19 protein-coding genes and 1 pseudogene are annotated in these 23,001 nt (G+C 51.7%); 9 read left to right on the top strand and 11 right to left on the bottom strand.

What is annotated here, in order from left to right:
- Positions 1-93: 93 nt before the first annotated feature.
- Positions 94-1,581 carry a UbiD family decarboxylase gene (locus JK211_RS08075; RefSeq protein ID WP_212708168.1) on the bottom strand — a complete coding sequence of 496 codons (1,488 nt, stop codon included), beginning with the start codon at positions 1,579-1,581 and terminating at the stop codon, positions 94-96.
- Between the two features lie 203 nt (positions 1,582-1,784).
- Between JK211_RS08075 and JK211_RS08070 the strand changes: the two genes are divergently transcribed.
- The 3 genes from JK211_RS08070 (at position 1,785) to mmuM (ending at position 5,151) form a co-directional block, all read left to right on the top strand.
- Positions 1,785-2,684, top strand: coding sequence for a LysR family transcriptional regulator (locus tag JK211_RS08070; RefSeq protein WP_212708167.1), 900 nt, complete (start codon positions 1,785-1,787; stop codon positions 2,682-2,684).
- A gap of 117 nt (positions 2,685-2,801) precedes the next feature.
- Positions 2,802-4,220, top strand: a complete 1,419-nt coding sequence (gene mmuP / locus JK211_RS08065) for an S-methylmethionine permease (protein ID WP_212708230.1) — start codon at positions 2,802-2,804, stop codon at positions 4,218-4,220.
- The gene (mmuM, locus tag JK211_RS08060) at positions 4,207-5,151 is read left to right on the top strand and encodes a homocysteine S-methyltransferase (protein WP_212708166.1); all 945 of its coding nucleotides are present in this window, start codon (positions 4,207-4,209) and stop codon (positions 5,149-5,151) included. The genes mmuP and mmuM overlap by 14 nt, the downstream gene beginning before the upstream one ends.
- A 211-nt stretch (positions 5,152-5,362) precedes the next feature.
- Here the strand turns inward: mmuM and JK211_RS08055 are convergent, their stop codons facing one another.
- Both JK211_RS08055 and JK211_RS08050 read right to left on the bottom strand, forming a co-directional pair.
- Positions 5,363-6,145, bottom strand: coding sequence for an ABC transporter ATP-binding protein (locus JK211_RS08055; protein WP_212708165.1), 783 nt, complete (start codon positions 6,143-6,145; stop codon positions 5,363-5,365).
- Positions 6,145-7,215 (bottom strand): iron ABC transporter permease, encoded by a 1,071-nt coding sequence (locus JK211_RS08050; protein WP_212708164.1) that lies wholly within the window; start codon positions 7,213-7,215, stop codon positions 6,145-6,147. The genes JK211_RS08055 and JK211_RS08050 overlap by 1 nt, the downstream gene beginning before the upstream one ends.
- Positions 7,216-7,637: 422 nt before the next feature.
- Between JK211_RS08050 and JK211_RS08045 the strand changes: the two genes are divergently transcribed.
- The gene (locus tag JK211_RS08045) at positions 7,638-8,789 is read left to right on the top strand and encodes an ABC transporter substrate-binding protein (protein WP_212708163.1); all 1,152 of its coding nucleotides are present in this window, start codon (positions 7,638-7,640) and stop codon (positions 8,787-8,789) included.
- 164 nt (positions 8,790-8,953) lie between these two features.
- Here JK211_RS08045 and JK211_RS08040 read toward each other — a convergent pair whose 3' ends face one another.
- The 4 genes from JK211_RS08040 to JK211_RS08025 all read right to left on the bottom strand — a co-directional run bounded on the left by JK211_RS08040 (position 8,954) and on the right by JK211_RS08025 (position 12,742).
- Entirely contained in the window at positions 8,954-10,282 is a 1,329-nt protein-coding gene (locus tag JK211_RS08040; protein WP_212708162.1) for an MFS transporter, read from the bottom strand.
- Between the two features lie 320 nt (positions 10,283-10,602).
- Entirely contained in the window at positions 10,603-11,538 is a 936-nt protein-coding gene (locus tag JK211_RS08035) for a biotin-dependent carboxyltransferase family protein (protein ID WP_212708161.1), read from the bottom strand.
- On the bottom strand, positions 11,528-12,256 hold the full coding sequence (pxpB, locus tag JK211_RS08030; protein ID WP_212708160.1) for a 5-oxoprolinase subunit PxpB: 729 nt from the start codon (positions 12,254-12,256) through the stop codon (positions 11,528-11,530). Before pxpB ends, JK211_RS08035 begins: the two co-directional genes overlap by 11 nt.
- A 60-nt stretch (positions 12,257-12,316) precedes the next feature.
- On the bottom strand, positions 12,317-12,742 hold the full coding sequence (locus tag JK211_RS08025; protein ID WP_212708159.1) for a VOC family protein: 426 nt from the start codon (positions 12,740-12,742) through the stop codon (positions 12,317-12,319).
- 124 nt (positions 12,743-12,866) lie between these two features.
- Here JK211_RS08025 and JK211_RS08020 point away from each other — a divergent pair, with 124 nt between their 5' ends.
- The 5 genes and pseudogenes from JK211_RS08020 (at position 12,867) to JK211_RS17060 (ending at position 14,973) form a co-directional block, all read left to right on the top strand.
- Positions 12,867-13,769 carry a LysR family transcriptional regulator gene (locus JK211_RS08020; protein ID WP_212708158.1) on the top strand — a complete coding sequence of 301 codons (903 nt, stop codon included), beginning with the start codon at positions 12,867-12,869 and terminating at the stop codon, positions 13,767-13,769.
- Between the two features lie 532 nt (positions 13,770-14,301).
- A complete protein-coding gene (locus tag JK211_RS08015; RefSeq protein ID WP_212708157.1) occupies positions 14,302-14,463 on the top strand; it encodes a hypothetical protein in 162 nt (53 codons plus the stop codon).
- A 28-nt stretch (positions 14,464-14,491) separates the two neighbouring features.
- Entirely contained in the window at positions 14,492-14,653 is a 162-nt protein-coding gene (locus JK211_RS17070; protein ID WP_371734595.1) for an IS1 family transposase, read from the top strand.
- A 12-nt stretch (positions 14,654-14,665) separates the two neighbouring features.
- Complete coding sequence (locus tag JK211_RS17065) at positions 14,666-14,767, top strand: IS1-like element transposase (protein ID WP_371734594.1); 102 nt, start codon at positions 14,666-14,668, stop codon at positions 14,765-14,767.
- 58 nt (positions 14,768-14,825) lie between these two features.
- Positions 14,826-14,973, top strand: a pseudogene (locus JK211_RS17060) (IS1 family transposase).
- 48 nt (positions 14,974-15,021) lie between these two features.
- Here JK211_RS17060 and JK211_RS08005 read toward each other — a convergent pair.
- The 4 genes from JK211_RS08005 to JK211_RS07990 form a co-directional block, all read right to left on the bottom strand.
- Positions 15,022-16,134, bottom strand: coding sequence for an HlyD family type I secretion periplasmic adaptor subunit (locus JK211_RS08005; RefSeq protein ID WP_371734596.1), 1,113 nt, complete (start codon positions 16,132-16,134; stop codon positions 15,022-15,024).
- 94 nt (positions 16,135-16,228) lie between these two features.
- The gene (locus JK211_RS08000) at positions 16,229-18,376 is read right to left on the bottom strand and encodes a type I secretion system permease/ATPase (protein WP_212708155.1); all 2,148 of its coding nucleotides are present in this window, start codon (positions 18,374-18,376) and stop codon (positions 16,229-16,231) included.
- Positions 18,373-19,809 (bottom strand): TolC family outer membrane protein, encoded by a 1,437-nt coding sequence (locus JK211_RS07995; RefSeq protein ID WP_212708229.1) that lies wholly within the window; start codon positions 19,807-19,809, stop codon positions 18,373-18,375. Before JK211_RS07995 ends, JK211_RS08000 begins: the two co-directional genes overlap by 4 nt.
- Positions 19,810-19,926: 117 nt before the next feature.
- The coding region (locus JK211_RS07990) for a BapA/Bap/LapF family large adhesin (protein WP_212708154.1) at positions 19,927-23,001 on the bottom strand (3,075 nt) is incomplete at its 5' end.

Below are 23,001 nucleotides of genomic sequence, written 5' to 3'. Positions count from 1 at the left end.
CGCGGTAAGGGAAAGCATAACAGGCGGTCACCGGCAGACCTGTTCACGGGGCCGGTAAGCGCCAATATTCCGCCCTTCATTCTGTCCGGCGGATTATTGCGGGGTAAACCCCGGGATAAAACGACTCACATCCACTTCCATAAACACACTGCGCTGGAAACCGGCTTTCAGATCGTAAGGCACCGTACAGTCAAAAATCGTTTTACAGGCAATCCCCTGACTACGGATGGACGGACTGAATGCCGGATCAGAAGAAGGGTCTAACGGATGACAACGCACACCCGGGATAAAAACCGTACTGATATCTCCCTGGTAACGGGTGGTCATTGCCCACATCACATCACTCAGGTCGAAAATATCGACATCCTCATCCACCAGCATGACATGTTTCAGTTCTGAGAAGGCCGCAAACGCCAGCAGAGCTGCCTGCCGCTGCCGTCCTTCATCTGCTGATGTCCGTTTTTTTACCTGCAACACCGCCAGGTATTTACCGGTGCCCGGCGACGGACAGTGCACATTCAACACAAAACCGGGTAAAGCACGTTCCACCAGCTGTAAAATACTGGCTTCGGTGGGGATCCCCGCCATATTGGTATGTTCATCACTCGGGCCAATACAGGTTTGCAGAATCGGATGTTTTCGGTGGGTAATTGCTTTGACTTTTATCACCGGCACCGCAGTCTGAGCAGCACCGGTATAGCCCGGAAATTCCGGCATCGCTTTACCTGTGCGGGTATTCTGATCTTCCTGCACCCGGACCCCGGGGAGTAACTCTCCTTCAATAACCACTTCGGCATTAGCGATGGCCAGGGCATCAACCGAGAGACAACGCGTCAGTTCGACAGGTTGTTGGCGCAGGCTGCCGGCAATCGAGAGTTCATCAAACCCCAGCGGGGTGGCTGGCGGTTCAAAACAGGCGCCGATTTCAATGGCCGGGTCGACCCCGATGCTGACGGAAATCGGTAACGGTTTCCCCGCCGCTTCCGCTTTCTGGCGAAAGACATCCAGATGGCGACCCGGCACAAAATACATTGAAATTTCGTCTTTGCTCTGCACACATAAACGGTGAATAGTGACATCATGGGCCCCCGTTTCCGGATCAGCCGCATAACACATACCCAGCGTAAAATACGGACCGGCATCCTGCGGGGTATTGGTCGGTGCCGGCAGAATCTTCAGGATATCAAAACCGGGATCCGTCGCCAGATGGACGACCTGCTGACATTCCGCTGGCTGCCCGGCAATCACTCTGGGCGGAATCGGTGTCGACACCGCATCTTTCAGCATAAACGCCAGTTTTTCCGGCACAGTTCCGAATAACCGTGCGACCCGCTGGCGTGAAGACAGCAGGCCAATCAGTACCCGCATATCCTGATAACCTTTAACCTTATTGAACATCATCGCGGGGCCAATGCGGGTTGGCCGTTGTACAGTACCGTGAGCACCAACATAGCGGTACACTCCGGATAGCTCAGCCACCGGGTCAACCGGTTCGTCCGTGTAAATCAGTTCATCATCAAAGCGGCTGAGCAATTCAATGGCACTGCGTAAATCCGTTACTTTTTTCGGGGTATCTGTCATGGTAAGCCTCTCAGACGGTTGGCATCGGGGGAAATCGACGGCAAACGTCTCAGGTCTTTATTGCTGTGACCCGGCATGTGCATTACCAGCAGGTCTGCGCCGACTTTATACCCGACCAGTGTCTGAATTCTGCTGATTATTGTCTAATCACAATCACCCTGTGTTTAATAAGCTATCGTTATCAGGATTTCGCGGAGAGCCCTATGGAATACCGCCATCTGCACGCCTTTGTGCTGTTGTCTGAAGAGCTGCATTTTGCTAAAGCTGCCAGCCGGCTTAATATCGCCCAGCCAGCTCTCAGCCAGCATATTAAGGCCCTCGAACAGGAAACCGGATTAGCGCTATTTACACGTGACCGGCGACACGTCGCGCTGACCCCTGAAGGCCGGCAACTCCTGCCACAGGCCCGGCTGGCCCTCAGCCATTTCGCCCGGTTCCGTGATACTGTACGGGTACTGAAACAGGGGGTACGGGGACAGTTAACTCTCGGCTATGTCGGCAGCTCGATTCTCGACCCGGCGTTATCCACCCTGATTAATCATTACCGGCAACAGCAGCCAGCCATCGGTATTCACATTGAAGAACATTGTGTCGACCAGCAAATAGTACGCTTACTGAATGACCAGCTGGATGCCGCTTTTATCCGCTCTCCTTTCCCGCAGGTTCCGGGGCTGAATTATCTGGATATCGTCACCCGGCCCCTGATTGCCGTACTGCCGGCCGGACACCGGCTGTTAAAACATCCCGCTTTGTCGCTGGAATCCCTGGCCGATGAAACCTTTCTGCTGCAACAGGACCCGCCGGGGGTGGGCCTTGGCTGGTCGGTGATAGAAGCCTGCCGCCGGGCAGGATTTACCCCGCATTCCGTGATCCCTGCCCGTGACGTCTCTGTCGCCTGTGGCCTGGTTGCCATGGGTATGGGGATTACGGTAGTACCGGAAACCCAGCGATCGATACTCACCCCGGGCATCGGCTACTGCCGGCTGAAAGATCAACAAGCTACTACCACCCTGACACTGGCCTGGCAACGCCGTCGCTATCACCACGCCTTAAAAAATTTCATCCTGTTTATGAAACAAGTAACCGGGAAAAAACAGTACTGACTGACCACAAAAACAGATTAGCCAGGCTCAGTGGCTCACAACTTTTGCATTTCCCGGTTATTCCCGGTATAAACACTGACTCAGCTTTTTTGGATGTCTATACGTTTAGAAGGTTATATGCAGGATCACTCTGAGAATGCGCCACTGAAGCGCACCATGAAGTCCCGTCACCTGGTGATGCTGTCACTGGGCGGGGTTATCGGTACCGGGTTATTCTTTAATACCGGTTACATTATCGCTTCCACCGGAGCCGCGGGTACCCTGTTAGCCTATCTGATTGGCGCACTGGTTGTCTGGCTGGTAATGCAGTGTCTTGGTGAATTATCCGTGGCTATGCCGGAAACCGGCGCATTCCATGTCTATGCCAGCCGCTATCTCGGCCCCGCCACCGGATATACGGTGGCCTGGCTTTACTGGCTGACCTGGACGGTGGCCCTCGGCTCCAGCTTTACTGCGGCCGGATTCTGTATGCAATTCTGGTTTCCGCAAACTCCGGTCTGGTTGTGGTGTCTGATCTTCTGCGTCCTTATCTTCGGGCTGAACGTTGTTTCAACCCGCTTTTTTGCCGAAGGTGAATTCTGGTTCTCACTGATCAAAGTGTTTACCATTATCCTGTTCCTGATACTTGGCGCTGCGGCCATGACGGGGGTGCTGCCAATGCACGATGGTACTCCGGCTCCCGGTCTGCACAATATCACTTCACAGGGCTGGTTCCCTCATGGCGGCGTGCCGATTCTGATGACGATGGTCGCGGTTAACTTCGCCTTTTCCGGTACCGAGCTGATTGGCATTGCTGCCGGAGAAACCGAAAATCCCCATAAAGTGATCCCTATCGCTATTCGTACCACAGTCGCACGACTGATTATTTTCTTTGTCGGTACCGTCTTTGTGCTGGCCGCGTTAATCCCGATGCAACAAGCCGGGGTCGAGAAGAGCCCGTTCGTCCTGGTGTTTGAAAAAGTCGGTATCCCTTATGCCGCCGGTTTCTTTAATCTGGTGATCCTGACGGCTATTCTGTCTGCCGCAAACTCAGGACTTTATGCATCTGGCAGAATGCTGTGGTCACTGGCGAACCAGAATACCCTGCCGCGCTGTTTTACCCGGCTGACCAAACGCGGCGTCCCCCTGACCGCCCTGTCCGTCAGTATGCTGGGCGGAATACTGGCGCTGGCCTCCAGTGTGATCGCGCCTGACACCGTGTTTGTCGCTCTGTCGGCAATCTCTGGTTTTGCAGTAGTCGCGGTGTGGCTGAGTATCTGTGCCTCCCATTTCATGTTCCGCCGTCGCCATTTACAGCAGGGTAAATCCCCGGAAGAGCTGCTGTACCGGGCCCCCTGCTACCCGCTGGTGCCGGTACTGGGGTTTGTACTCTGCCTGGTGGCCTGTGCCGGGCTGGCATTCGACCCTGATCAGCGCATCGCCTTATGGTGCGGTATCCCGTTTGTCGCGTTATGCTACCTGGCCTATTTTATTACCCGCAAAATGAAGATGCGCACCATCCAGCCATCAGGGGAGAAGCACTATGCCGCAAAATAATCCGCTATCACTGCTCAGCAACGGGCTGCCTTTTTTACTGATTGACGGGGCGATGGCAACTGAACTGGAAAACCGGGGCTGCCAGCTGGCCGACAGCCTGTGGTCAGCAAAGTTACTGACCGAAAACCCTCAGCTGATTGAACAGGTCCATTACGATTACTATCAGGCCGGAGCACAGTGTGCGATTACCGCCAGCTATCAGGCCAGCCTTCCCGGCTTTGCGGCACGCGGAATTTCTGCCGCAGATGCACAGGCTCTGATGCGTCTGAGTGTTACCCTGGCGGCCAACGCCCGCCATCGTTTCCTGTCACAACATCCGGATACTGGTCCGTTGCTGATTGCCGGATCTGTCGGCCCTTACGGTGCCTGGCTGGCTGACGGGTCAGAATACCGTGGCGATTACCACCTGACCCCTGAGCAATATCAGACGTTTCACCGCCCGCGTATGGCAGCCCTTCTCGAGGCCGGCGCCGATCTGCTGGCCTGTGAAACCCTGCCATCCTTTGAAGAGATTCGGGCTCTGGCAGAGCTGTTAACCGAATTCCCGCGGGCGAAAGCCTGGTTTTCATTCACCCTGCGCGATGCTCAGCATCTGAGCGATGGTACCCCTCTGAGTGAAGTGATCGCGTTTATTGAGTGTTATCCGCAGATTTTCGCGACAGGGATTAACTGTATTACGCTGGCGCAGACCACTGATGCGTTACGTTATTTACATTCACTGACGCCTCTGCCGCTGGTGGTCTATCCCAACTCCGGAGAGGATTACGATGCTGTCAGTAAATGCTGGCACGGCCACGGTGAAAGCGACGCCACTCTGGCTGAATATTTACCGGCATGGCTGGAAGCAGGCGCAAAACTGATCGGCGGTTGCTGCCGCACCACCCCGGCAGATATTACCGCCTTACGCCAGTTACAGACCGGCAACCGCTAAGCCTCAGGCGGTTTCCATTTTTCACTGGCCGTCCGCTACGCCCGTCATTCCGCGGGTATATACACTTATAGCAGTCTCCGCGATTATTTTTATCGGGAACAGAAAGCAACTTATATGCCAGAACAGCGTGGAGTGATACAAAAGCGGGATTGCGGAGAACGTCACGGAACAGATACAGCGGATAACCTGCGGTTATCCGCTGTCAGGCAGGTCAGAGTTCGCCGCTGACCAGACCATCGATATGTACCTGAGGTACACCCTGTGAACAGAGTTCGATACGACCACGAACACCATAGACTTCGGCCAGGCTTTGCGGGGTAATAACCTCTGACGGTGCACCGCTTGCCACAATCCGTCCCTCTTTCATCATGACAACATGATCACTGTGACGTAATGCGATATTAATGTCATGCAACACCACCACGGTCACCATATTCCGTAACCGGGTTTCACGTGATACCAGGCTCATCACATGGTACTGATAGTTCAGATCCAGCGCACTGAGTGGCTCATCAAGTAACAGTAACGAGGGATTACGTACCAGCGACTGGGCCAGCCCGACCATCTGCTTCTGCCCGCCGGATAACTCATCCATAAACCGCAGAGCCAGAGCACCGATCCCGACTTCATCGAGCAGTTGCATAATACGTTCGGGCGTAAAATCAGCCCCCTGCTGACCTGTCGCCCTGGCGGCCACCAGTATCGATTCCAGCACCTGCAAATGCACCCCGGAAGGCAGACTCTGTGGCAGGTAGACCACTTTATCCCCCCTTTCCGCCAGTGACATCTGGTTAAGATTCTTATTATCCAGCCAGATTTCACCCTGTGCCCGGTTCAGCCCGGCCAGCGCACGCAACAGTGTCGATTTGCCGCAACCGTTAGGCCCCAGTAACACCGTCACTTTACCGCGCGGAATCTGTTCGAGGGTCATTTGCTCAATCACCGGATGACGACGATAACCGGTGGTCAGCTGTTTAATATTCAGGGAATCCATTACAAATTCCCCCGGTGACGCAGAATGATCACAATAAAGAAAGGAACTCCGACCAGTGAAGTAATAATACCAATCGGGATTATGACTCCCTGTTCAATATTTTTTGAAACCACGGAGGCCAGCGATAATACCAGCGCGCCAATCAGACCGCTGGCGGGCAGATAGAAGCGGTGATCTTCCCCGACCAGTTGCCGTGCAATATGCGGTGCCACCAGACCGATAAAACCAATCGGTCCGACAAACGCCACCGCCAGTGCAGATGCCAGACTAATACGCAGCAGCGACGTCATCCGTAACCGGGCCACATCAATCCCGAAACTTGCCGCCCGGTCTTCACCCAGCCGCAATGCCGTCAGCTGCCAGGCACTTCTCATGGCCCAGGGAAGTAAAATCACAATTGCGGCCGCCAGAATACCCAGTTTTGGCCATGAAGCACGACCCAGGCTGCCCATGGTCCAGAAAACCAGCGACTGCAGGGTATCTTCACTGGCAATAAACTGCATCATGGCGACCAGCGCATTAAAGGTAAACACCAGTGCAATACCGAACAACACCACCGTGGTGCGGGTATTTACCGTGCGGCGACTCACCAGATTGAGGATAAACGCGGTAAGAATGGCAAAAATAAAGGCATTACCCGTCACCAGCCACTGGCCGGGGATCCACGGGATACCAACCCCCAGTACCAGGGCCAGGGCCGCACCGAAAGAGGCTGCCGAAGACACGCCTAAGGTAAACGGGCTGGCTAACGGGTTATTCAGGATAGTCTGCATTTCGCTGCCGGCCATACCGAGGGCAAAACCGACCACAACTGCCATCAGGGTAAAAGGTAAACGGATGTCCCAGACAATCACCCGGGTAGCATCATCGACCGACGAGGGATCAATCAATGCTGTCAGTAAGGTGCTGAGATCCAGACGGGCAGGACCGATAGTAAAATCAAGAATGACACTCGCGCAGATAGCGATAAACAACACCAGCAGTAATAACACCCGTTTACGGATAATTTTTCGATACTCTGCCCCGATACCGCCGGTCTGGCGGGTCACAGGTTCTGTTACAGTACTCATAAATAATACTTCCGCGTTCTGAAAACTGATTGCAGTGTTTGCCAGCCGCCGGCCCCGGACGATAACTTTCCCGGCAGTGCACATAATAAAAATGGCTTTCAGTAAGCCATTCTTCCCCGGTGACAAAATATAATAATAATCATTCCGAATGATACCCTGAAAACAAGCGAATTCAACGCTAAACAATTTACACAACGTAAACATTGATGAGATAAGTCTGCCCGCCGCGTCCCCCTTCTCTGTCGCGGATTGTCAGATGCTCTGACCATCACAGTCACGCCCGGTAACAGTTTTACTCTATAACTGCTGCGCTTTAAGGTTAATAGTAATTATGATATCAATTCGTATTCATATTCAGGTCCGGTAGTGATGCCCCGCGCAACCCACCGGTTATTGGTCATAAAATACTCAGGAATCCCCCGATGAAGTACGCGAAGCAACGTTTTCAGGGTTTATCCCGTTATGCACGTCATTGCCTGGCTGCCGCTTTATGCTTATCTCCGCTGGCAGCCCTGGCGACGGATTATCCTCTGACTGTCAAAGATATGGATAACCGGACGGTGGTGATTAACCATGAACCCGAACGCATTATTCTGCAGGACGGCCGCGATATTATGGCGCTGGCACTGCTGGACCGCGATAATCCGTTTGCCCGGGTGGTGACCTGGAACAACCTGATCAAAAAGCAGGACAGTCAGGAATGGGCAGTGCTGAGTAAGACCTGGCCGGACGCTGCCAGAATTCCTGATATGGGATTATCAGATCAGGGGAATGTGAACCCGGAAACTGTCCTTTCCACCCACCCCGATCTGCTGGTCGCTCAGTTACGGGCGAAACCGGCGCTGGAGCAAACCGGCGTTCTGAAACGTTTCCGCGAATTACATATTCCGGTGATATTCCTCGACTATGAACTGCACCCGATGCAGGACACGGTGCCAAGTATCACACTGCTGGGGAAAGTACTGAACAAAGAGCAGAATGCTAAAGCATACACTGACTTCTATACCCGCCGGCTGGATCAGATTAACCAGGTCGTCAGCAAACAACAGAAAAAGCCATCGGTATTTATTGAGCCGATTGCCGGTAACTCTGATAACTGCTGCTTTACCCATGGTAAGGCTGGCTGGGGTGAGCTGGTGGCTGCAGCCGGCGGAATTAATATCGGTTCAGAATTACTGACCGGCGCTTCCGGATTTATCAACCCGGAACAGATTATCACCATGCGCCCGGACTGGTATCTGATGACCGGTTCCAGGCGGGGTGCACCGGGTAATCCGGTATTGCCGTTTGGCTACAACACCAGTGTACCGGCCATTCAAGCCAGTTTTGATGCCCTGTTGCATCGTACTGCCGTCGCCAATATTCCGGCAGTCAGCGAAGGCCACGTCGGCGGTATTTATCACCATTTTTATAATCACCCGTGGAATATTATCGGTGTCGAAACCCTCGCCCACTGGTTCTATCCGCAGCAATTTGCCAGCCTGAACCCGACCGCAGATTATCACTATATTGCGACGCATTTTACTAAACTGCCCGATGACCCGGTGAATCTGAGCTACCGTCCGGAGAAATAAACCGTGACAGGGAAGTCTGCTGACTTCCCTGCTACACTCTGGCCGGGCCTGAGGGACACTGCAAAAGACGGCGTTTTACAGGATAAGTACGGCCGGAGGTGTAACGTGGCGGTGACCCGTCACCGGCCGCCGCTGGTTTACGGCGATATTGCCAGATGCGGGGATCATTTCGGCAGTTCCTGCCGGTGAGTATCACGCATCCGTAACAGCACCCACAGGCCGGGTAACGCCGCACAGGCCATAACAATCCCCGGCATATATAGCCAGCCGGTTTTTTCGATTAACGCAGTCACCAGATAAGGGGTAAGACCGCCGCCAAGAATGGCACCCAGGTTAATACTCAGCGCCATACCACTGTAGCGCACCGCCGTCGGGAACTGTTCAGCATAGGTCGGATACCCGACCGACTGCACAATCGGCATCGGCAGGCTGGCGATAAACATCGCCACACAGGCCAGCCAGTAATTATGGTGATCCATCAGTGACATCATCGGCAGCACCAGCACCACATAGCCGATAAATCCGGTTTTCAGCACTTTGCTGCGCCCCAGTTTGTCCGACAACCCGCCCCAGAATGGCATCATCGCCGCCATTGCCAGGCTGATCACGGCCATCATCCAGAAGACCTGCTGTTTGTTATAGCCAAGCCAGGTGGTCAGATAAATATTCATAAAGACAACACCTATCCAGTAACCGGCATTCTGACCGAATGTCAGCACAATCACCCGCAGCAATGCTGAACGGTGTTCGCGGAGCATGGTGAAAAACGGGACAGGTATCGGCTTTTTACCCCGACTGAACGCTTTAAATGCCGGTGTTTCTTCCACCTGGTGGCGCATCACTGCCGACAGGATCACCAGCAGAATAGTCAGCAGAAAAGGGATCCGCCAGCCCCAGCGATGTAACTGCCCGGCGTCGACAAACTGCAGCATACAACCACAGATAAAAGCTGCCAGTGCGCCCCCGAGAGCCACCCCGACCGGGGTAAAAGCACCGTAAAATCCGCGTTTACCGGTGGGCGCTGACTCAGCGACAAAGGCTGCGGCACCGACAATCTCAGCCCCGGCGAAGAAGCCCTGGGCCAGGCGTAATATAACCAGTAGCACCGGTGCCAGAATTCCGGCACTGGCCGCATCCGGCAGCAAACCGATGGCAGCGGTCGATCCCCCCATGCCAAGAACCGTCAGTAATAATATTTTCCTGCGTCCCAGTTTATCGCCTATCCGGCCAAGCAGAATCCCCCCCAGTGGCCGGATAAGAAAAGCACTGCCAAAAACGGCCAGTACTGATAATAATGCAGCCGCAGGACTGGCCCCCGGAAAAAATAACGGTCCGATTACTGATGCCATAAAACCATAAATACCAAATTCGTAATATTCAATCGCGGTACCGGTCATTGCAGCCACCGCGGCTCGCCGGGCTAACAAATGACGATCCTGATTATTCTGGCGTACTGACGCCAGCGTAAATTCCGGTTCAGTTTCATAGGACATGGTGGTGTTGCCTCACAGGTGAATGTATTAACAGGCCTGCCGAATACAGCGGCATTCTTTTTTATAGTGAGCAGGTAACAAGCAACTCCGGGACCAGTTCTGCCATTGATAGAAATTATTCGTCAGTCATCCGCCCGTATAAAAATAAATACAGAGTCAGACCGGTGAATAATATTTATTCTCAATGACAGAGCGAAAAAGAGTGATTCAGCGACGGGGTAAAAATAAAAGACGCGGCAGTAAACCGCAGGGAGAAATTAATCGCCCGGATGTTTTCACCAAAATGATCCGGGCTCACTCAGCTGGTGCAATGGTTATTTTCAGCCGCAGGGAATTTTTTCCAGCCACTGCTGACGCTGATAAGCCAGTTGCTGTGCCGTATGCAGAGAAATCTGCCGGAAGCAAAACTGGGCGCCGGGCAATGCCTGTGCTAAGTAAGGCAGATCCATCGTCGCAATATGCGCAATCTTCGGATATCCGCCGGTGGTCTGACTATCGGCCAGCAGAATAATCGGCAACCCGTCGGCAGGTAACTGTACCGTACCGCGGCTGACGGCTTCGGAGTAAATATCCGCCGGCTGGCTCAGGGTCAGCGCTTCCCCCTGTAAACGATAGCCCATCCGGTCAGAATACGGGCTGACCGTAAATACGCTATCGGTGAAACGCTGTTTTGCTTCCCCGGTTAACCGATCCCAGTGTTTCCCCGGGATAAAGCGCAGGACCTGTAATGGCTGAGGAAAAATATCCGGCAGACCAAAAGGGGCCAGTGACCGGCTGATATTATGTAACGGCCAGCGGAACGCCAGCCGATCACCTTTTTTCAGGTAACGTCCGCCATAACCACCAAAGGCACTACCGGAACAGGTACTCTGACTGCCCATGATTTCCGGCGCGGCGAAGCCGCCTTTTATCGCCAGATAACAACGGGCACCCCGCCGGCGGGCACCAAAACTCAGTACCGCACCGGCAGGAACCGTTAAGGGGCGCAACATTTCCACCGGTTCACCGTCCAGCATAGGTGACAGATCAGCGCCGGTCAGGACAATCACCGCCCGACGTAAAAAATGCAGTCTGGCACCCTGTAACGTCATTTCCAGAGTCGCAGGATCATCACTGTTCCCCGCCAGCCGGTTCGCCAGCTGGTGAGAAAAAAGATCCATCGCTCCGGAGATCGGTACACCGAAATGCTGCCAGCCATACCGGCCACTGTCATGCAATGCCGTCGCCAGGCCAGGGTGTAAAATTTCAATCGCCACGCTGAGACTCCTGTTGCAGTTTCGTAAACTGTTGACGGCTGATAGCAGAAAAACGCACTCTGTCACCCGCCTGTAACAGGCAGGGCTCCGGACGATGGGTGCTGAACATGGACAGGGGCGTACGGCCAATCAGATTCCAGCCGCCGGGACTCTGTTGCGGATAAATAACACTTTGCCGGTTAGCGATGCCAATCGCCCCCTGCTGCACACTCAGGCGCGGAGCAGACTTACGCGGCATCGAAAAACAGGGATCGAGGAGCCCCAGGTAAGGATGGCCCGGTAAGAATCCCAGCATCATCACATCGACAGTAACCGCCTGATGGCGCGCGATCACCTGCTGAGGCGTTAATCGGCAGTGTTCGGCGATCTCCTGTAAATCAGGTGCAAACTCAGGGTGATAACAGACAGGGATCACGACTTCACGGGGATGATGCTGGCTGGCTGGCTGCCAGCTGTTCAGTAAGTTTTCCAGCCGGTTATACATCTGGCTGTACGGAGAAAGCTGGCTATCCAGCGACCATAACACCCCCGGCTGGTAGTAGATCCCGAGGGTTGTTACCCCAGGTACAATATCAATGACCCCGGTCAGTGACTGAGACGTTAACCAGTCGGCCAGCTGGCTGGTCAGCCGCCAGGGGGCGTCCGCTACATCCAGGGTAACGATCAGGCAGTCTTCTCCTGACGGGTCACAGCGCCAGCGCAGCGCAGAATACGACATATAAACTCCACAAAAATACCGGGGACCGCGCCCCGGCAGGCACCCACTGACCGGTGATTATTATTTGGCAAACAGCCGGGACATATCTTTAAATGCTTTGAATTCCAGGGCATTACCACAAGGATCCAGCAGGAACATGGTCGCCTGCTCACCCACCTGGCCTTTAAAACGGACATAAGGTTCAATCACAAATTGGGTGTTGAAATCACGCAGCCGTGCCGCCAGACTTTCCCATTCCTCCCAGCTCAGGACAATCCCGAAATGTGGTACCGGGACATCATGGCCATCGACCGGATTGGTATGGGCTGATTGCTGTGTCGCTGTCCGCGGATGTTCATGGATCACCAGCTGATGACCATAAAAATCGAAATCAACCCACTGCTCACTGGAACGGCCTTCAGCCAGACCAAAAATCTCGCCATAAAAACGACGGGCGGCAGGTAAATCATAAACCGGAATTGCCAGGTGAAACGGACTTAATACCATAACGATACTCTCCGACTGCTCTGTTTTTCTGAGGGTGAGATTGCATTCTTATTGATATATTTTTTGATGAAAAGCGAATATTATGCGTTTCAATCAACAATAATTTTAATGAGTGGCACCACTGATGTTAAGAGAACTCAAAACCTTTGTTGCCGTCACTCAGTACGGAACGTTCGCCGCCGCAGGACAGCGTATCGGCCTGACACAATCCGCGGTCAGCGCCCAGATGCGTATCCTGGAAAATGCACTCGGCATCCGTTTATTTGACCGCTCCGGGCGCAGTGTCATGCTGAGCGCCGCCGGTAACCGTGTACTGCCAATGGCAGAAGAAATACTCAGTATTTTTGCCCGCATGTCACAGCCGAATAACGTCAGTGAATACCGTGGAGTGGTGAAAATAGGGGCGATTTCGACCATCCAGTCCGGGTTATTGCCCGAAGTGCTGGTCGGTATTCAGCAACTGGCCCCGCACCTTGAAACCCGGCTGGTGCCCGGGGTCTCTTTTAATCTGTTATCAATGGTCGAAACCGGCGATGTCGACCTGGCGATTACCATCAAACCGTCCTTCAGTCTGGCCAAAGAATTATGGAGCGAGACGCTGTTACGTGAGCCTTATGTGTTAATCGTCCCGCAAGATGTCACCGGCGATGACGCCAGAGCCCTGCTGCGTGAGCAGCCATTTGTCCGTTACGACCGGACCTCATTCGGTGGCCGGCTGGTGAGTCAGTTTTTACGCGAACAGCGCATCGAACCACGGCAAATCCTCGAACTTGACGAAATAGAAGCCATTGTCCGGATGGTCGAAAACCGGCTCGGGATTGCACTGGTGCCTCTTTCCGGCCAGTGGCTGAAGCGACACGCAAAAGTACGGGTGATCCCGTTACAGGCAGCCACCTTTTACCGTGAACTGATTATTGTCATGCGACACGCTAACCGGCGTTCCTCACTGCATATGATGCTGACACGCTGTCTGTCAGAGGGTGCACGGGCACTGGAATCCGACCACCAGGCCCCGTCACCGGACTGACCGCACGGCTTTTATCCGTGAGCGGCGTAGGTGCCGCTTCAGATACCATGATACGGAATTTGCTGACCCGCGGCTCATCCCGGCCGCACGACAGATTCCCCCCCAATCGCCGTGCCATCTCAATAATTTATCGGTTTTTCATAAAACAACGGTCCGGCAGTCACGCCTGACTAAAAGTAATGCTATAACTCATAAAATACTGTTTCTGTTTTTATAAACCTTTCCGGTAATTTAATGAAATAACCGGCATCACTAATCCGAAATAATCTTATCTATTGCACCAAAATAGCACCAGCGCACCAATACAGTGCCGGTTATTTACCGGATATAGAATAAAATATTATCAGCTCCGCTCCGGGTGCAGTGTTATATCCCTGCAGATAACCCTCTGTGGATATTTTTCGGCCCCTGCGTTACCGGTAATTTTATTGCTGGCATAAAACCTGCTAATACTCCGGATTGCGGACAGGCAATACAGAGTATTTAGCTTCCGGCATCAGGGAATTTACTTAATTAAATAACAAAGAGAATAATGATGAACCACAACACTACTCCCCGGCAAAAGCCGGATAAAGATGACACAGCCCTGCGGGTAACCCCCGGCGCATGGATCGCACTGGCCGCTGTATTACTGGTATTTTCCGGACTGTTTTTTAATGTCAGAGGGGGTAATGCTGCCAACTTATTGATGTAATGTATGATGGTATTTTAGTGGTACTTCTGTGGATTCCATTTCTGCGCGTTGTCCCGCCTGCTCAGCGACTAAAGGTGTGGTGCGTAACGGTAAAAGCACTGCCGGACATCAGCGCTATATCTGCTCTCACTGTCGTAAAACATGGCAACTCCAGTTAACTTATACCGCCTCTCAGCCCGGTTCACACTAAAGAATCATTGATATGGCCATGAATGGCGTTGTACGTCGGGCCAGTGCGCGCATTATGGGCGTTGGCCTCAACACGATTTTACGGCACTTAAAAAACGCAGGCCACAGTCAGTAACCTCGCGGATACAACCGAACAGTGGGTCTACGTCGGCTCTGAGTCACGCCAGCGTTGGTTGTTTTATGCGTACGCTGGCAACCTGGGAACAGCTTCTGACGCTACTTTCGCCTTTTGAGGTAGTTGTCTGGATGACGGCTGGCTGGCCGTTGTATGAGTCACGTCTGAAGGGGAAATTTCACGTTATCAGCAAGCGTCACACATAAATAATTGATTCACAGACCATCCTTATCAGGATGGTCTGTGAATAGATACTAACGCTCTCTCAGAGCCTCTTTCATTTTATTGAAAGGCTTAATCAGATATTGCATGACTGTCTTCTGGCCTGTTTTGATATCAACGGTTGAGATCATGCCAGGTACAATTGAAAAATGTTGCCCTGCTTTATTTGTCAGGAAGTCATGTTCAGTCCGAATGTACACACGGTAATAATAAATCTCAGGCTTAGCTTCGTCCTGTATGGTATCCGGTGAGATACTTTCAACTTTACCAGGTAGGCCACCATAAATTGAGTAGTCATAGGCGGTAATTTTTACCATTGCAGATTGGCCGGGGTGAATAAAGGCAATATCTCTGGGCGATAATCTGGCTTCAATTAATAAACGGTCATCCATAGGTACAATTTGCATCAACTCACCATTGGGAGGGATAACGCCACCGATGGTAGTGACTTTGATACTTTTTACCACTCCACGTACAGGGGATTTAATGGTTAAGCGATCAAGCGTATCGGCCCGACCTTTAATAACTTCGGCAAGAGACTGTACGTCGGCATCTGCCTTAGCCATCTGCTGACGGGCATCCACATAATATTGTGTTTTTAGGTCAGTCAGTTTCAGAGCTAGGTCTGATAACTGGCGTTGTAAACGCAAGACATCAACAATACTTGCTGCACCACTTTTTACCAATCCTTCGGTAATTCCGAGTTCACGTTGGACTAAACCAATAGATTGGTTCATCTCTTTCTCGGACTCATTCAGTTGATCTCTACGACTGTGGTAGAGCAAGGTTTCCGCATTAATCAAATCCGGCCATTGAGAGAGTGACGAGGGAAATACCAGTGGCGTGTTGTTTACTTCTGCATGTAATCGAGCGCTTTCTGCCAGTGCAGCCCTATATTTAGCGGAGCTTTCGCCGACATTGGATTCACTGATTGTTGGGTCGAGCCGTGCAACGATCTGATTAGCCTTTACTTGCATACCTTCCCGTACATAAAGCTCGGCCAGAATGCCGCCATCCAGCGACTGTAGGACTTGCTCATGAAGGCTGGGTATCACTTTTCCTGTACCGGTAGAGACTTCGTCAAGTTTGGCAAAACACGCCCAGATAATGAACACGAGAAGCAGTGCAAAAAGCACGATAATAATACGTGTCGAGCCATTGAGGTGATGATGGGTTACCCCCGAGTCATCGAGCAGGCATGCCGGATCAAAATGCTCATGTTCGGTTGGCGATTTCTGATTATTGAGTGTCATTCTGCTTTTCCCTGGCATTTTTGTTCAGAAGGTTGGCCTTTGGTGTGTCCATTGTTAATTGCCCGTCTTTCAGTACCAGAACTCTGTCTACCAGGGACAGGATCGCGGCGCGATGTGTTGCAATAATTAATGTTCGGCTGCCGATCCAACGGGAAAAACGTTCAATAAATTCTTTTTCAGTATGTTCATCCAGTGAAGCAGTGGGCTCATCAAGCAGAACAATATTTGGATCCCTGAGTAAGGTTCTGGCCAATAATATGGCTTGGCGCTGGCCGCCTGATAGGCCACTGCCCCCTTCCATAATCGGATGTTCGAGTCCCAGAGGAAGTGTTTTGACAAAGTCGGCGACAGCACAAACTTCGAGGATCTCAAAAATATCTTTATCAGAAGCCTGTGGTCGACCTAAAACTAAGTTTTCGCGGAGCGTCCCGTGGAACATTCTGGCATCCTGAGTCAGCAGGCCAGTATTACGGCGAATATCATCAATATCGATATGGGGCAAACTGAGGCTATCGACCCGTAATTCACCGGATACGAGATCAACATTGCCGACTAAAGTCTGCAAAAATGTCGATTTCCCTGCACCATTACGACCCAGCAGCGCGATCTTCTCGCCAGCATTAATGTGGAGTTTATTGATGGTGAGCGGTACAGGACCTTGCTGCTCTGCATAGCGGAACGTGGCTTGAGTAAAGGAATATTCACCATGTAATACCGGCGTATGGACCTTTGTTTCTTCCCGACTGTTTTCTACCGGCAGTTGCATAAGGTTATCTAGACCAGCTTTGGCGGCTTTAACCTGTTGCCAGCGAGCCAGCACTCCGCACAGAGCAGTCATCGGGGCAATCATTCTTGAAGAGAGTAAGGAGGCCGCTACCATGGCACCGGTCGTAATGTCGCCACTGATAACAAGTGGTGCGCCAATCACCACCACTAAAGCGTAAACCAGATTTTGCAGGGTTGTTCCCCAGCTCAGCAGACCATGAGTGATCTGACGGGTTTGGGCGCCTGATTCTGCGGTGACTTGGATATAGCTGTTCCATTGTTGGAGAAAATGGCTCTCAGCCTGCATCAGTTTGATGTCCTGTATCCCTTGCAGACTTTCTACCAAAATAGCATTTCGCAGAGTGGCTTCATGAACATTTTTGCGTGCTTGTTTGGCCAGTTTTTTCTGCATGAATAAACCAGGCACTATCATTAATATCGCCGCGACGGGCGCTATCCAACACAGATATGGGGAGACAACGGTAAGCACTAAAAAGAATAAAATAAAGAAGGGGAGGTCGACGATAGCGGAAACGGTAGTCGACGTGACCATTTCGCGCAGCTGCTCCAACTCACGTACTTGAGCAATAAAACTGCCTGTTGAACGGGGAATAGCGGAATAGCGTAAACGTAGTGCATGGCCAAATACTCGGTCAGAAACCCGCATATCGGCACGCTTACCTAAGATGTCCATTACATGACTACGAACGATTTTCAGTAGGAAGCCAAATACGGCTGCAATCAGTACTCCGCCAAACAACACATATAAGGTCGGGTAAGATTGAGCAGGGATGACCCTATCATATACCTGCATGGAGAAGAGGATCCCTGCCAATGACAGGATATTGATTGCCAGCGATGCCAGCATGACGTAGCCATAGGGCCGGAGATCCTGTAGGGCAATCTTACGCAGCCAGTCGGGACGAAACTTTGCCAGATAGCGCTCTGTGCGTATATCCCGAGCGGGGGCTGACGGCCGTAAAGCCACTAGACATTCCGCCTCATCGAGTAATCCCGCCAACGAAACCGAGGTGCTTAAACCGTTATCCTGAATCAACCTCAGGGAAACATTTTCTTCTCCGTCAAAGCTTTCGATAATCCCGATTTCACCTTGTTTGAAGACGACAACTAGTGGAAGTCGGCGCGAGGAGAGACTTTCCGGGGTATCAGTTAAGATGCGGTAATGTAATCCCGCCTGCCGACTAAGGTGGCTGAGGACTTCGGGAAGATATTTTCCCGTCAGCCATGCTGCTTGGGACTGCATAGCACCATGAGAAAAACTTAAACGATATTGTTTGGCGATCAGGGACAGTGTCTCCACCCAAGCCAGGACTTTGCTTTCGTTATCAATAAATATTTGATGACTCATGGCCTTATTTCAACTCCCTGTATTTTTCTATTATTCAATGCAAAAGCATTTCGTATTTGTCCGGTACTAAAAAGGCAATCTAATTGAAGTGAATGTAACTGTGCTTGTGTTTGTTCTTGGGTAAATTTGGCCTGATAAATCTCTTGTTCGACGTTCAATAGATCGAGTAAAGGACGCGTACCAAGTTGCAGATATTGTGCTTCATATAAGTCACGGGTTTTTTCACCGAGGCGTTGTTGCCGGGCCTGAACATCTAAGGTCTGATAAAGATTCTGTGCTTGCTCCTGCGACTCAGTCAGTTTTTGACGGGCTTCAAGCTCGGCAAGACGGATAGCCGCCCGAGCTGACTCAAGGGTTTGTATTGCAGCATCGCGGCTGGCTGTCAGCCCTCCTCCTTGATAAAGGGGCATTTGCAGTTTAATAAAGGCGGAATACTGTGTTTTATCCAGCTCACGGCTATCTGAGTAGTTATTATTCAGATAATGTGTGACCTGTGGCTCAAGAGAGAGCGTAGGTCTCATCTGTGCATTGGCATTATCCAGATCGGCTTGAGCCTGATTTTTTTGTGCATAAGCCGCCAGTACTGAAGGGATCACGCGATAGTTAATTTGCTGAACCGCACAAGCATTCATTAGGGCCGGTGGGAGGGTATCTGCCACTTGTCCAACGGGGCCGGTTCCCATATCGGTCGCTAATGTGGCTTTCCAACGTTGAAGCGCTGACTGATATTGCATCAGGGTTGCTTTAGCCCCTTCTATACGGGTGTTGGTCTGAACGACGTCAGACAGAGAGCTGGCGCCCGCAGTATTACGTTGCTGGATCAAAGACCCAATGTGATTCAGTGCATCGAGCTGTTGCTGTGCAATGACGACCAGTTTTTGGTAACCCTGAACCTGGACCAGCGCCGATGCTGTATCGTGAGCAACTTGGTCAATACTGACCATAACGTTTGCCTGTTGCTGGGCCAAGCCCGCATTGGCTGAGCGTACAGAGCTGGATACCTTACCGAAGTCATACAACATTTGAGAAACCGAGACGTCTAAAGAGGGTGAATACCCGGCATTAACATAGCTGTTTGAATAGCCATTGTTCACTCCGGCACTCACCTGCGGATAATACTTGGACTTTGCCTCGTCCACTTTTGACGCTTGCTGGAACAGTTTACCCACCGCCTGGCCTATCGCTGGATGCCATTGCTCAGCCTGTAATACAGCATAATTCATGTCTGTCAGGCCAGAGGGGGGAAGGGTAATCAGCTGAGTCACTGTGTTACTCAAGTCCGGAAGGGATTGCTGATCACTCAGGCTTTGAGTACTGATATCACCTGCACTTGTTATGCTGTCCGCGATAGCCGCCTCAGATAACACAACGCCGGATGCCAGTATAGCCAGCGGGAGTATACGCAGTGCAATAGGTGAATTAAGAAGTAGCATTGCTCTTGAATACCTGTACGTCAGAATGAATAAAAAATGAGGGGCTAAAAAGCACACTCACCTCCGTAATTACGATAAATACAGAAAAGGCGGGCATGGCTGCCCGCCTTATTAGCGTTATGATTGATTTTCAGTCGACGAATGATGAAGGATCTCATCCATCGTGGCGTTCACATTTTCAAGCGTGATCAATGTCGTAGACTGGTACTTAGTACCACTTCCATCACGGTCGATAGACACGACGGTATTACCGCTGTCGGTATGGGTAACCGACACGTAATTACCCAGACTGCTTTCTTTACCATCCCAACCGATTAGCAGAGCATCCAGATCAACGTGATCGCCCTTACTTACTGAGAAATCGTCCCAAGTGTCGCTGCCGTTACCCCCGGTATTATCTTTACTTAAAACGTTATACACCACAGAGGAGTCGTCGCCTTCTAGGTGGAACGTATCGTCGTAAGCGGTACCTCCGGATGTATCGGCTTGGGTAGTTCCGGAAATTGTCGGATGCAAATCAATGGTCAGATTGGCTGTAGAGGTAGTACTGCCATTCTCCGCAGTCAGCGTATAACTGAATATCTCCTTCTGCGTTATATCCGCGACATCGATATTGCTATTAAGCGTATAGCTGTAGCTGCCATCGCCATGAATTGTCAGGGTGCCATATCGCCCTGTCAGGCTTTGTGATGCGGTGTCATACTGATTCAGTGTCACGCTGCTGTCAGACTCGTTAGCCACTGTCAGCTTGGTATAAACCGTTTGCAACTCATCCGCCACACCGTCCGAATCGGAGCCGTCGAACAGGTTGCCGCTGACGACTGAAGAATCTGATGACGTTTGCATATCGTCCACAGAGACTTCTGTACCGGTAACTTTATAGCTAAGGCTGACCGTTGGAGCGATGATAGAGAAGCCCCCTGTAGCAGCCGAGGTCGCTGTGATCTGAACATAATAATCACCACTGGCCAGATCATACTGACTCAGGTCGATATCGACGGCCGAGGTGGTTGCGCTCACCGTCCCAGAGGTGATAGCCGTCCCCGAACTGTCACTGCCCTCGTACAGGGTATAGGCCAGTGATAGGCTGGAAGTAATTAAACCGATCTGAGTTGGTGTGATAATCAGATGCGCATTGGTTAAAACTGTATTGTCATCCACCGTAAACTCAGCACCTGTTTTCGAGGTCACCGAGGACGAAGTACTGGCTTTGAAGCTATTGGTCGCGGTATCTGAGGTATACGCAGTTTCGATACTTGCGGCTGCCACATCCAGACTGACCTGATCATCGACCGCTTTCAGAGCGTTATTGTTGAGATTAATAGACAGTGTTTTGGTAACCACGGTGCCATCTGTCTCGGTCAACGTATAGGTAAAGGTCTCCGCTGAGCCGATACTGTCCGGAGTCTGACCGGCATTCAGGGTATAGGTGTAATCCCCCTGTTGATCGATAGTCAGTACACCGTACTCACCGGTAATTTCGGTGGTGCCGCTGGCACTGATATCGGTAGTACCGACTTTCGTGACCAAGGTACCACTTGGCACTGTATCGCTCCCCTCACTACTACTGGTTTCAGTGAGGAGGTTGCCGGTGGTTGAGGTGGCAACCGAGGTGACACTGTTGACGATATCAGACGTAATGCTGAGGGTGTAACCAGTAATCGCAGTTATACCAGTTGCCTGATTCAACATAAATAGGTAAGACCCCTGACTAAGTTCTAGCGACAACGGAGAGGATATCCCTCCTAATACTGCAGTGATCCAGTCAGATACCTTTTCATATTGTGCATATTTGCCAGTTTCATCATCATATTTATAGATGTACAGATCATAGGTCGATGCGGTAATCCCCGCCATTGTTGCCTTAATGGTGATATTTTCGACCGTGTTATCTGCCACATTTAGATGTAGCTGATTATTCAAATTGAGCAGAGAGGTATTCAACACACTCCCCAGCGAGAGATCGAGTAAAGCGACACTGATTTTGGAGCTGGTCCCCTTATCCGTCTCTTCTGAGGTAGTTGCGTAATCAAGTTCCGTCGTCACATCAGGTAGCGTCACGGTGCCAGTATCGGTATCGGTATCGGTATCAGCATCGGTCAGCGAAATCGTCAGTGTGGCACTGCTGGTGGTGCCATTTGGCCCCATCAGGGTATAGCTGAAGGTTTCCGTGCTACCAATATCGGCAACATCAACGCCAGAATTAAGCGTATAGGTATAGTCACCGGCAGCATCAATGCTTAGCGTTCCGTATGTCCCTGTAATGGTGGTATAACCAGACGTTGCCACACTGGTATCGTTGACGCTGCTGATCACTGAGCCTGCCGGCGCAGTGTCGGCACCACTCCCGTCACTGCTGCCTGAGATCAGATTACCACTGGTTTCTGAACTGTTTGATACGTAGGTTTCCAGAATATCGGACTTGATATTCAAGGTGTAACCCGTCGCAACCGAGAGGCCCACACCGGAGTTCAGCATAAACAGATAGGTACCTTCACTCAGTGAAAGTGACAGATCTTTGGATACGCCCGCCAGTAAACCAACGATCCAGTTACTGACTTTCTCGTATTGTAGGTATTCACCACTGGTTGCATCATATTTATAGATATATAAATCGAATGAGGAGGCCACCAGGCCACCGACATCGCCCTGGACCACGAAGTTTTCTGTGGTACCTTCTGCTACATCAATTTGTAATTGACTAGCTGGATTAACCAGCGAAACATCAAGAACATTCCCTAACGAGAGATCCAGGAGTGAAAACCCGGTTTTAGAGCTGGTACCTTTATCAGTTTCGTCAATATAGGTGGTGTAATCGAGAGCCGCATGGTCATCAACAGCCAGTACCGCGGCAGTATCGATAGTGGTACTCACCGCCGTCGATGGGTTGCTGGTATTGCCCACACCGTCAGTCACGGTGGTCGTGATACTGTGAGTCCCGTCGGCAAGCGTTGGCAGCTTACTGCTCCAGTTACCGTTACTATCCGCCGTCGCCGTACCGATCTGTTTACCGTTATCCAAGATAGACACGGTGTCGCCCGCTCCCGCGGTCCCTTTCAGGATCGGCGTGGCATCGTTACTGGTTTTTCCGCTCAGATCGTCACCGTTCGCATCGACCAGCGCTACATCGCCTGCCGCCGCCGGGGCCGCGGTATCAACCGTCACCGCGATCGGGCTCGACGCTGCGCCTGT

Origin of the sequence: Tatumella sp. JGM130, from assembly GCF_018257525.1 — a bacterium.
GTDB lineage: Bacteria > Pseudomonadota > Gammaproteobacteria > Enterobacterales > Enterobacteriaceae > Tatumella > Tatumella punctata.
Note: the sequence above shows the minus strand (reverse complement) of the source record. Positions and strands in the feature narration are given on the sequence as shown.

Excerpts from the sequence above, each read along its gene's own strand:
- JK211_RS08075 (WP_212708168.1), bottom strand. The coding sequence starts at position 1,581 with ATGACAGATACCCCGAAAAAAGTAACGGATTTACGCAGTGCCATTGAA.
- JK211_RS08070 (WP_212708167.1), top strand. The coding sequence starts at position 1,785 with ATGGAATACCGCCATCTGCACGCCTTTGTGCTGTTGTCTGAAGAGCTG.
- mmuP (WP_212708230.1), top strand. The coding sequence starts at position 2,802 with ATGCAGGATCACTCTGAGAATGCGCCACTGAAGCGCACCATGAAGTCC.
- mmuM (WP_212708166.1), top strand. The coding sequence starts at position 4,207 with ATGCCGCAAAATAATCCGCTATCACTGCTCAGCAACGGGCTGCCTTTT.
- JK211_RS08055 (WP_212708165.1), bottom strand. The coding sequence starts at position 6,145 with ATGGATTCCCTGAATATTAAACAGCTGACCACCGGTTATCGTCGTCAT.
- JK211_RS08050 (WP_212708164.1), bottom strand. The coding sequence starts at position 7,215 with ATGAGTACTGTAACAGAACCTGTGACCCGCCAGACCGGCGGTATCGGG.
- JK211_RS08045 (WP_212708163.1), top strand. The coding sequence starts at position 7,638 with ATGAAGTACGCGAAGCAACGTTTTCAGGGTTTATCCCGTTATGCACGT.
- JK211_RS08040 (WP_212708162.1), bottom strand. The coding sequence starts at position 10,282 with ATGTCCTATGAAACTGAACCGGAATTTACGCTGGCGTCAGTACGCCAG.
- pxpB (WP_212708160.1), bottom strand. The coding sequence starts at position 12,256 with ATGTCGTATTCTGCGCTGCGCTGGCGCTGTGACCCGTCAGGAGAAGAC.
- JK211_RS08025 (WP_212708159.1), bottom strand. The coding sequence starts at position 12,742 with ATGGTATTAAGTCCGTTTCACCTGGCAATTCCGGTTTATGATTTACCT.
- JK211_RS08020 (WP_212708158.1), top strand. The coding sequence starts at position 12,867 with ATGTTAAGAGAACTCAAAACCTTTGTTGCCGTCACTCAGTACGGAACG.
- JK211_RS08015 (WP_212708157.1), top strand. The coding sequence starts at position 14,302 with ATGATGAACCACAACACTACTCCCCGGCAAAAGCCGGATAAAGATGAC.
- JK211_RS17065 (WP_371734594.1), top strand. The coding sequence starts at position 14,666 with ATGGCCATGAATGGCGTTGTACGTCGGGCCAGTGCGCGCATTATGGGC.
- JK211_RS08000 (WP_212708155.1), bottom strand. The coding sequence starts at position 18,376 with ATGAGTCATCAAATATTTATTGATAACGAAAGCAAAGTCCTGGCTTGG.
- JK211_RS07995 (WP_212708229.1), bottom strand. The coding sequence starts at position 19,809 with ATGCTACTTCTTAATTCACCTATTGCACTGCGTATACTCCCGCTGGCT.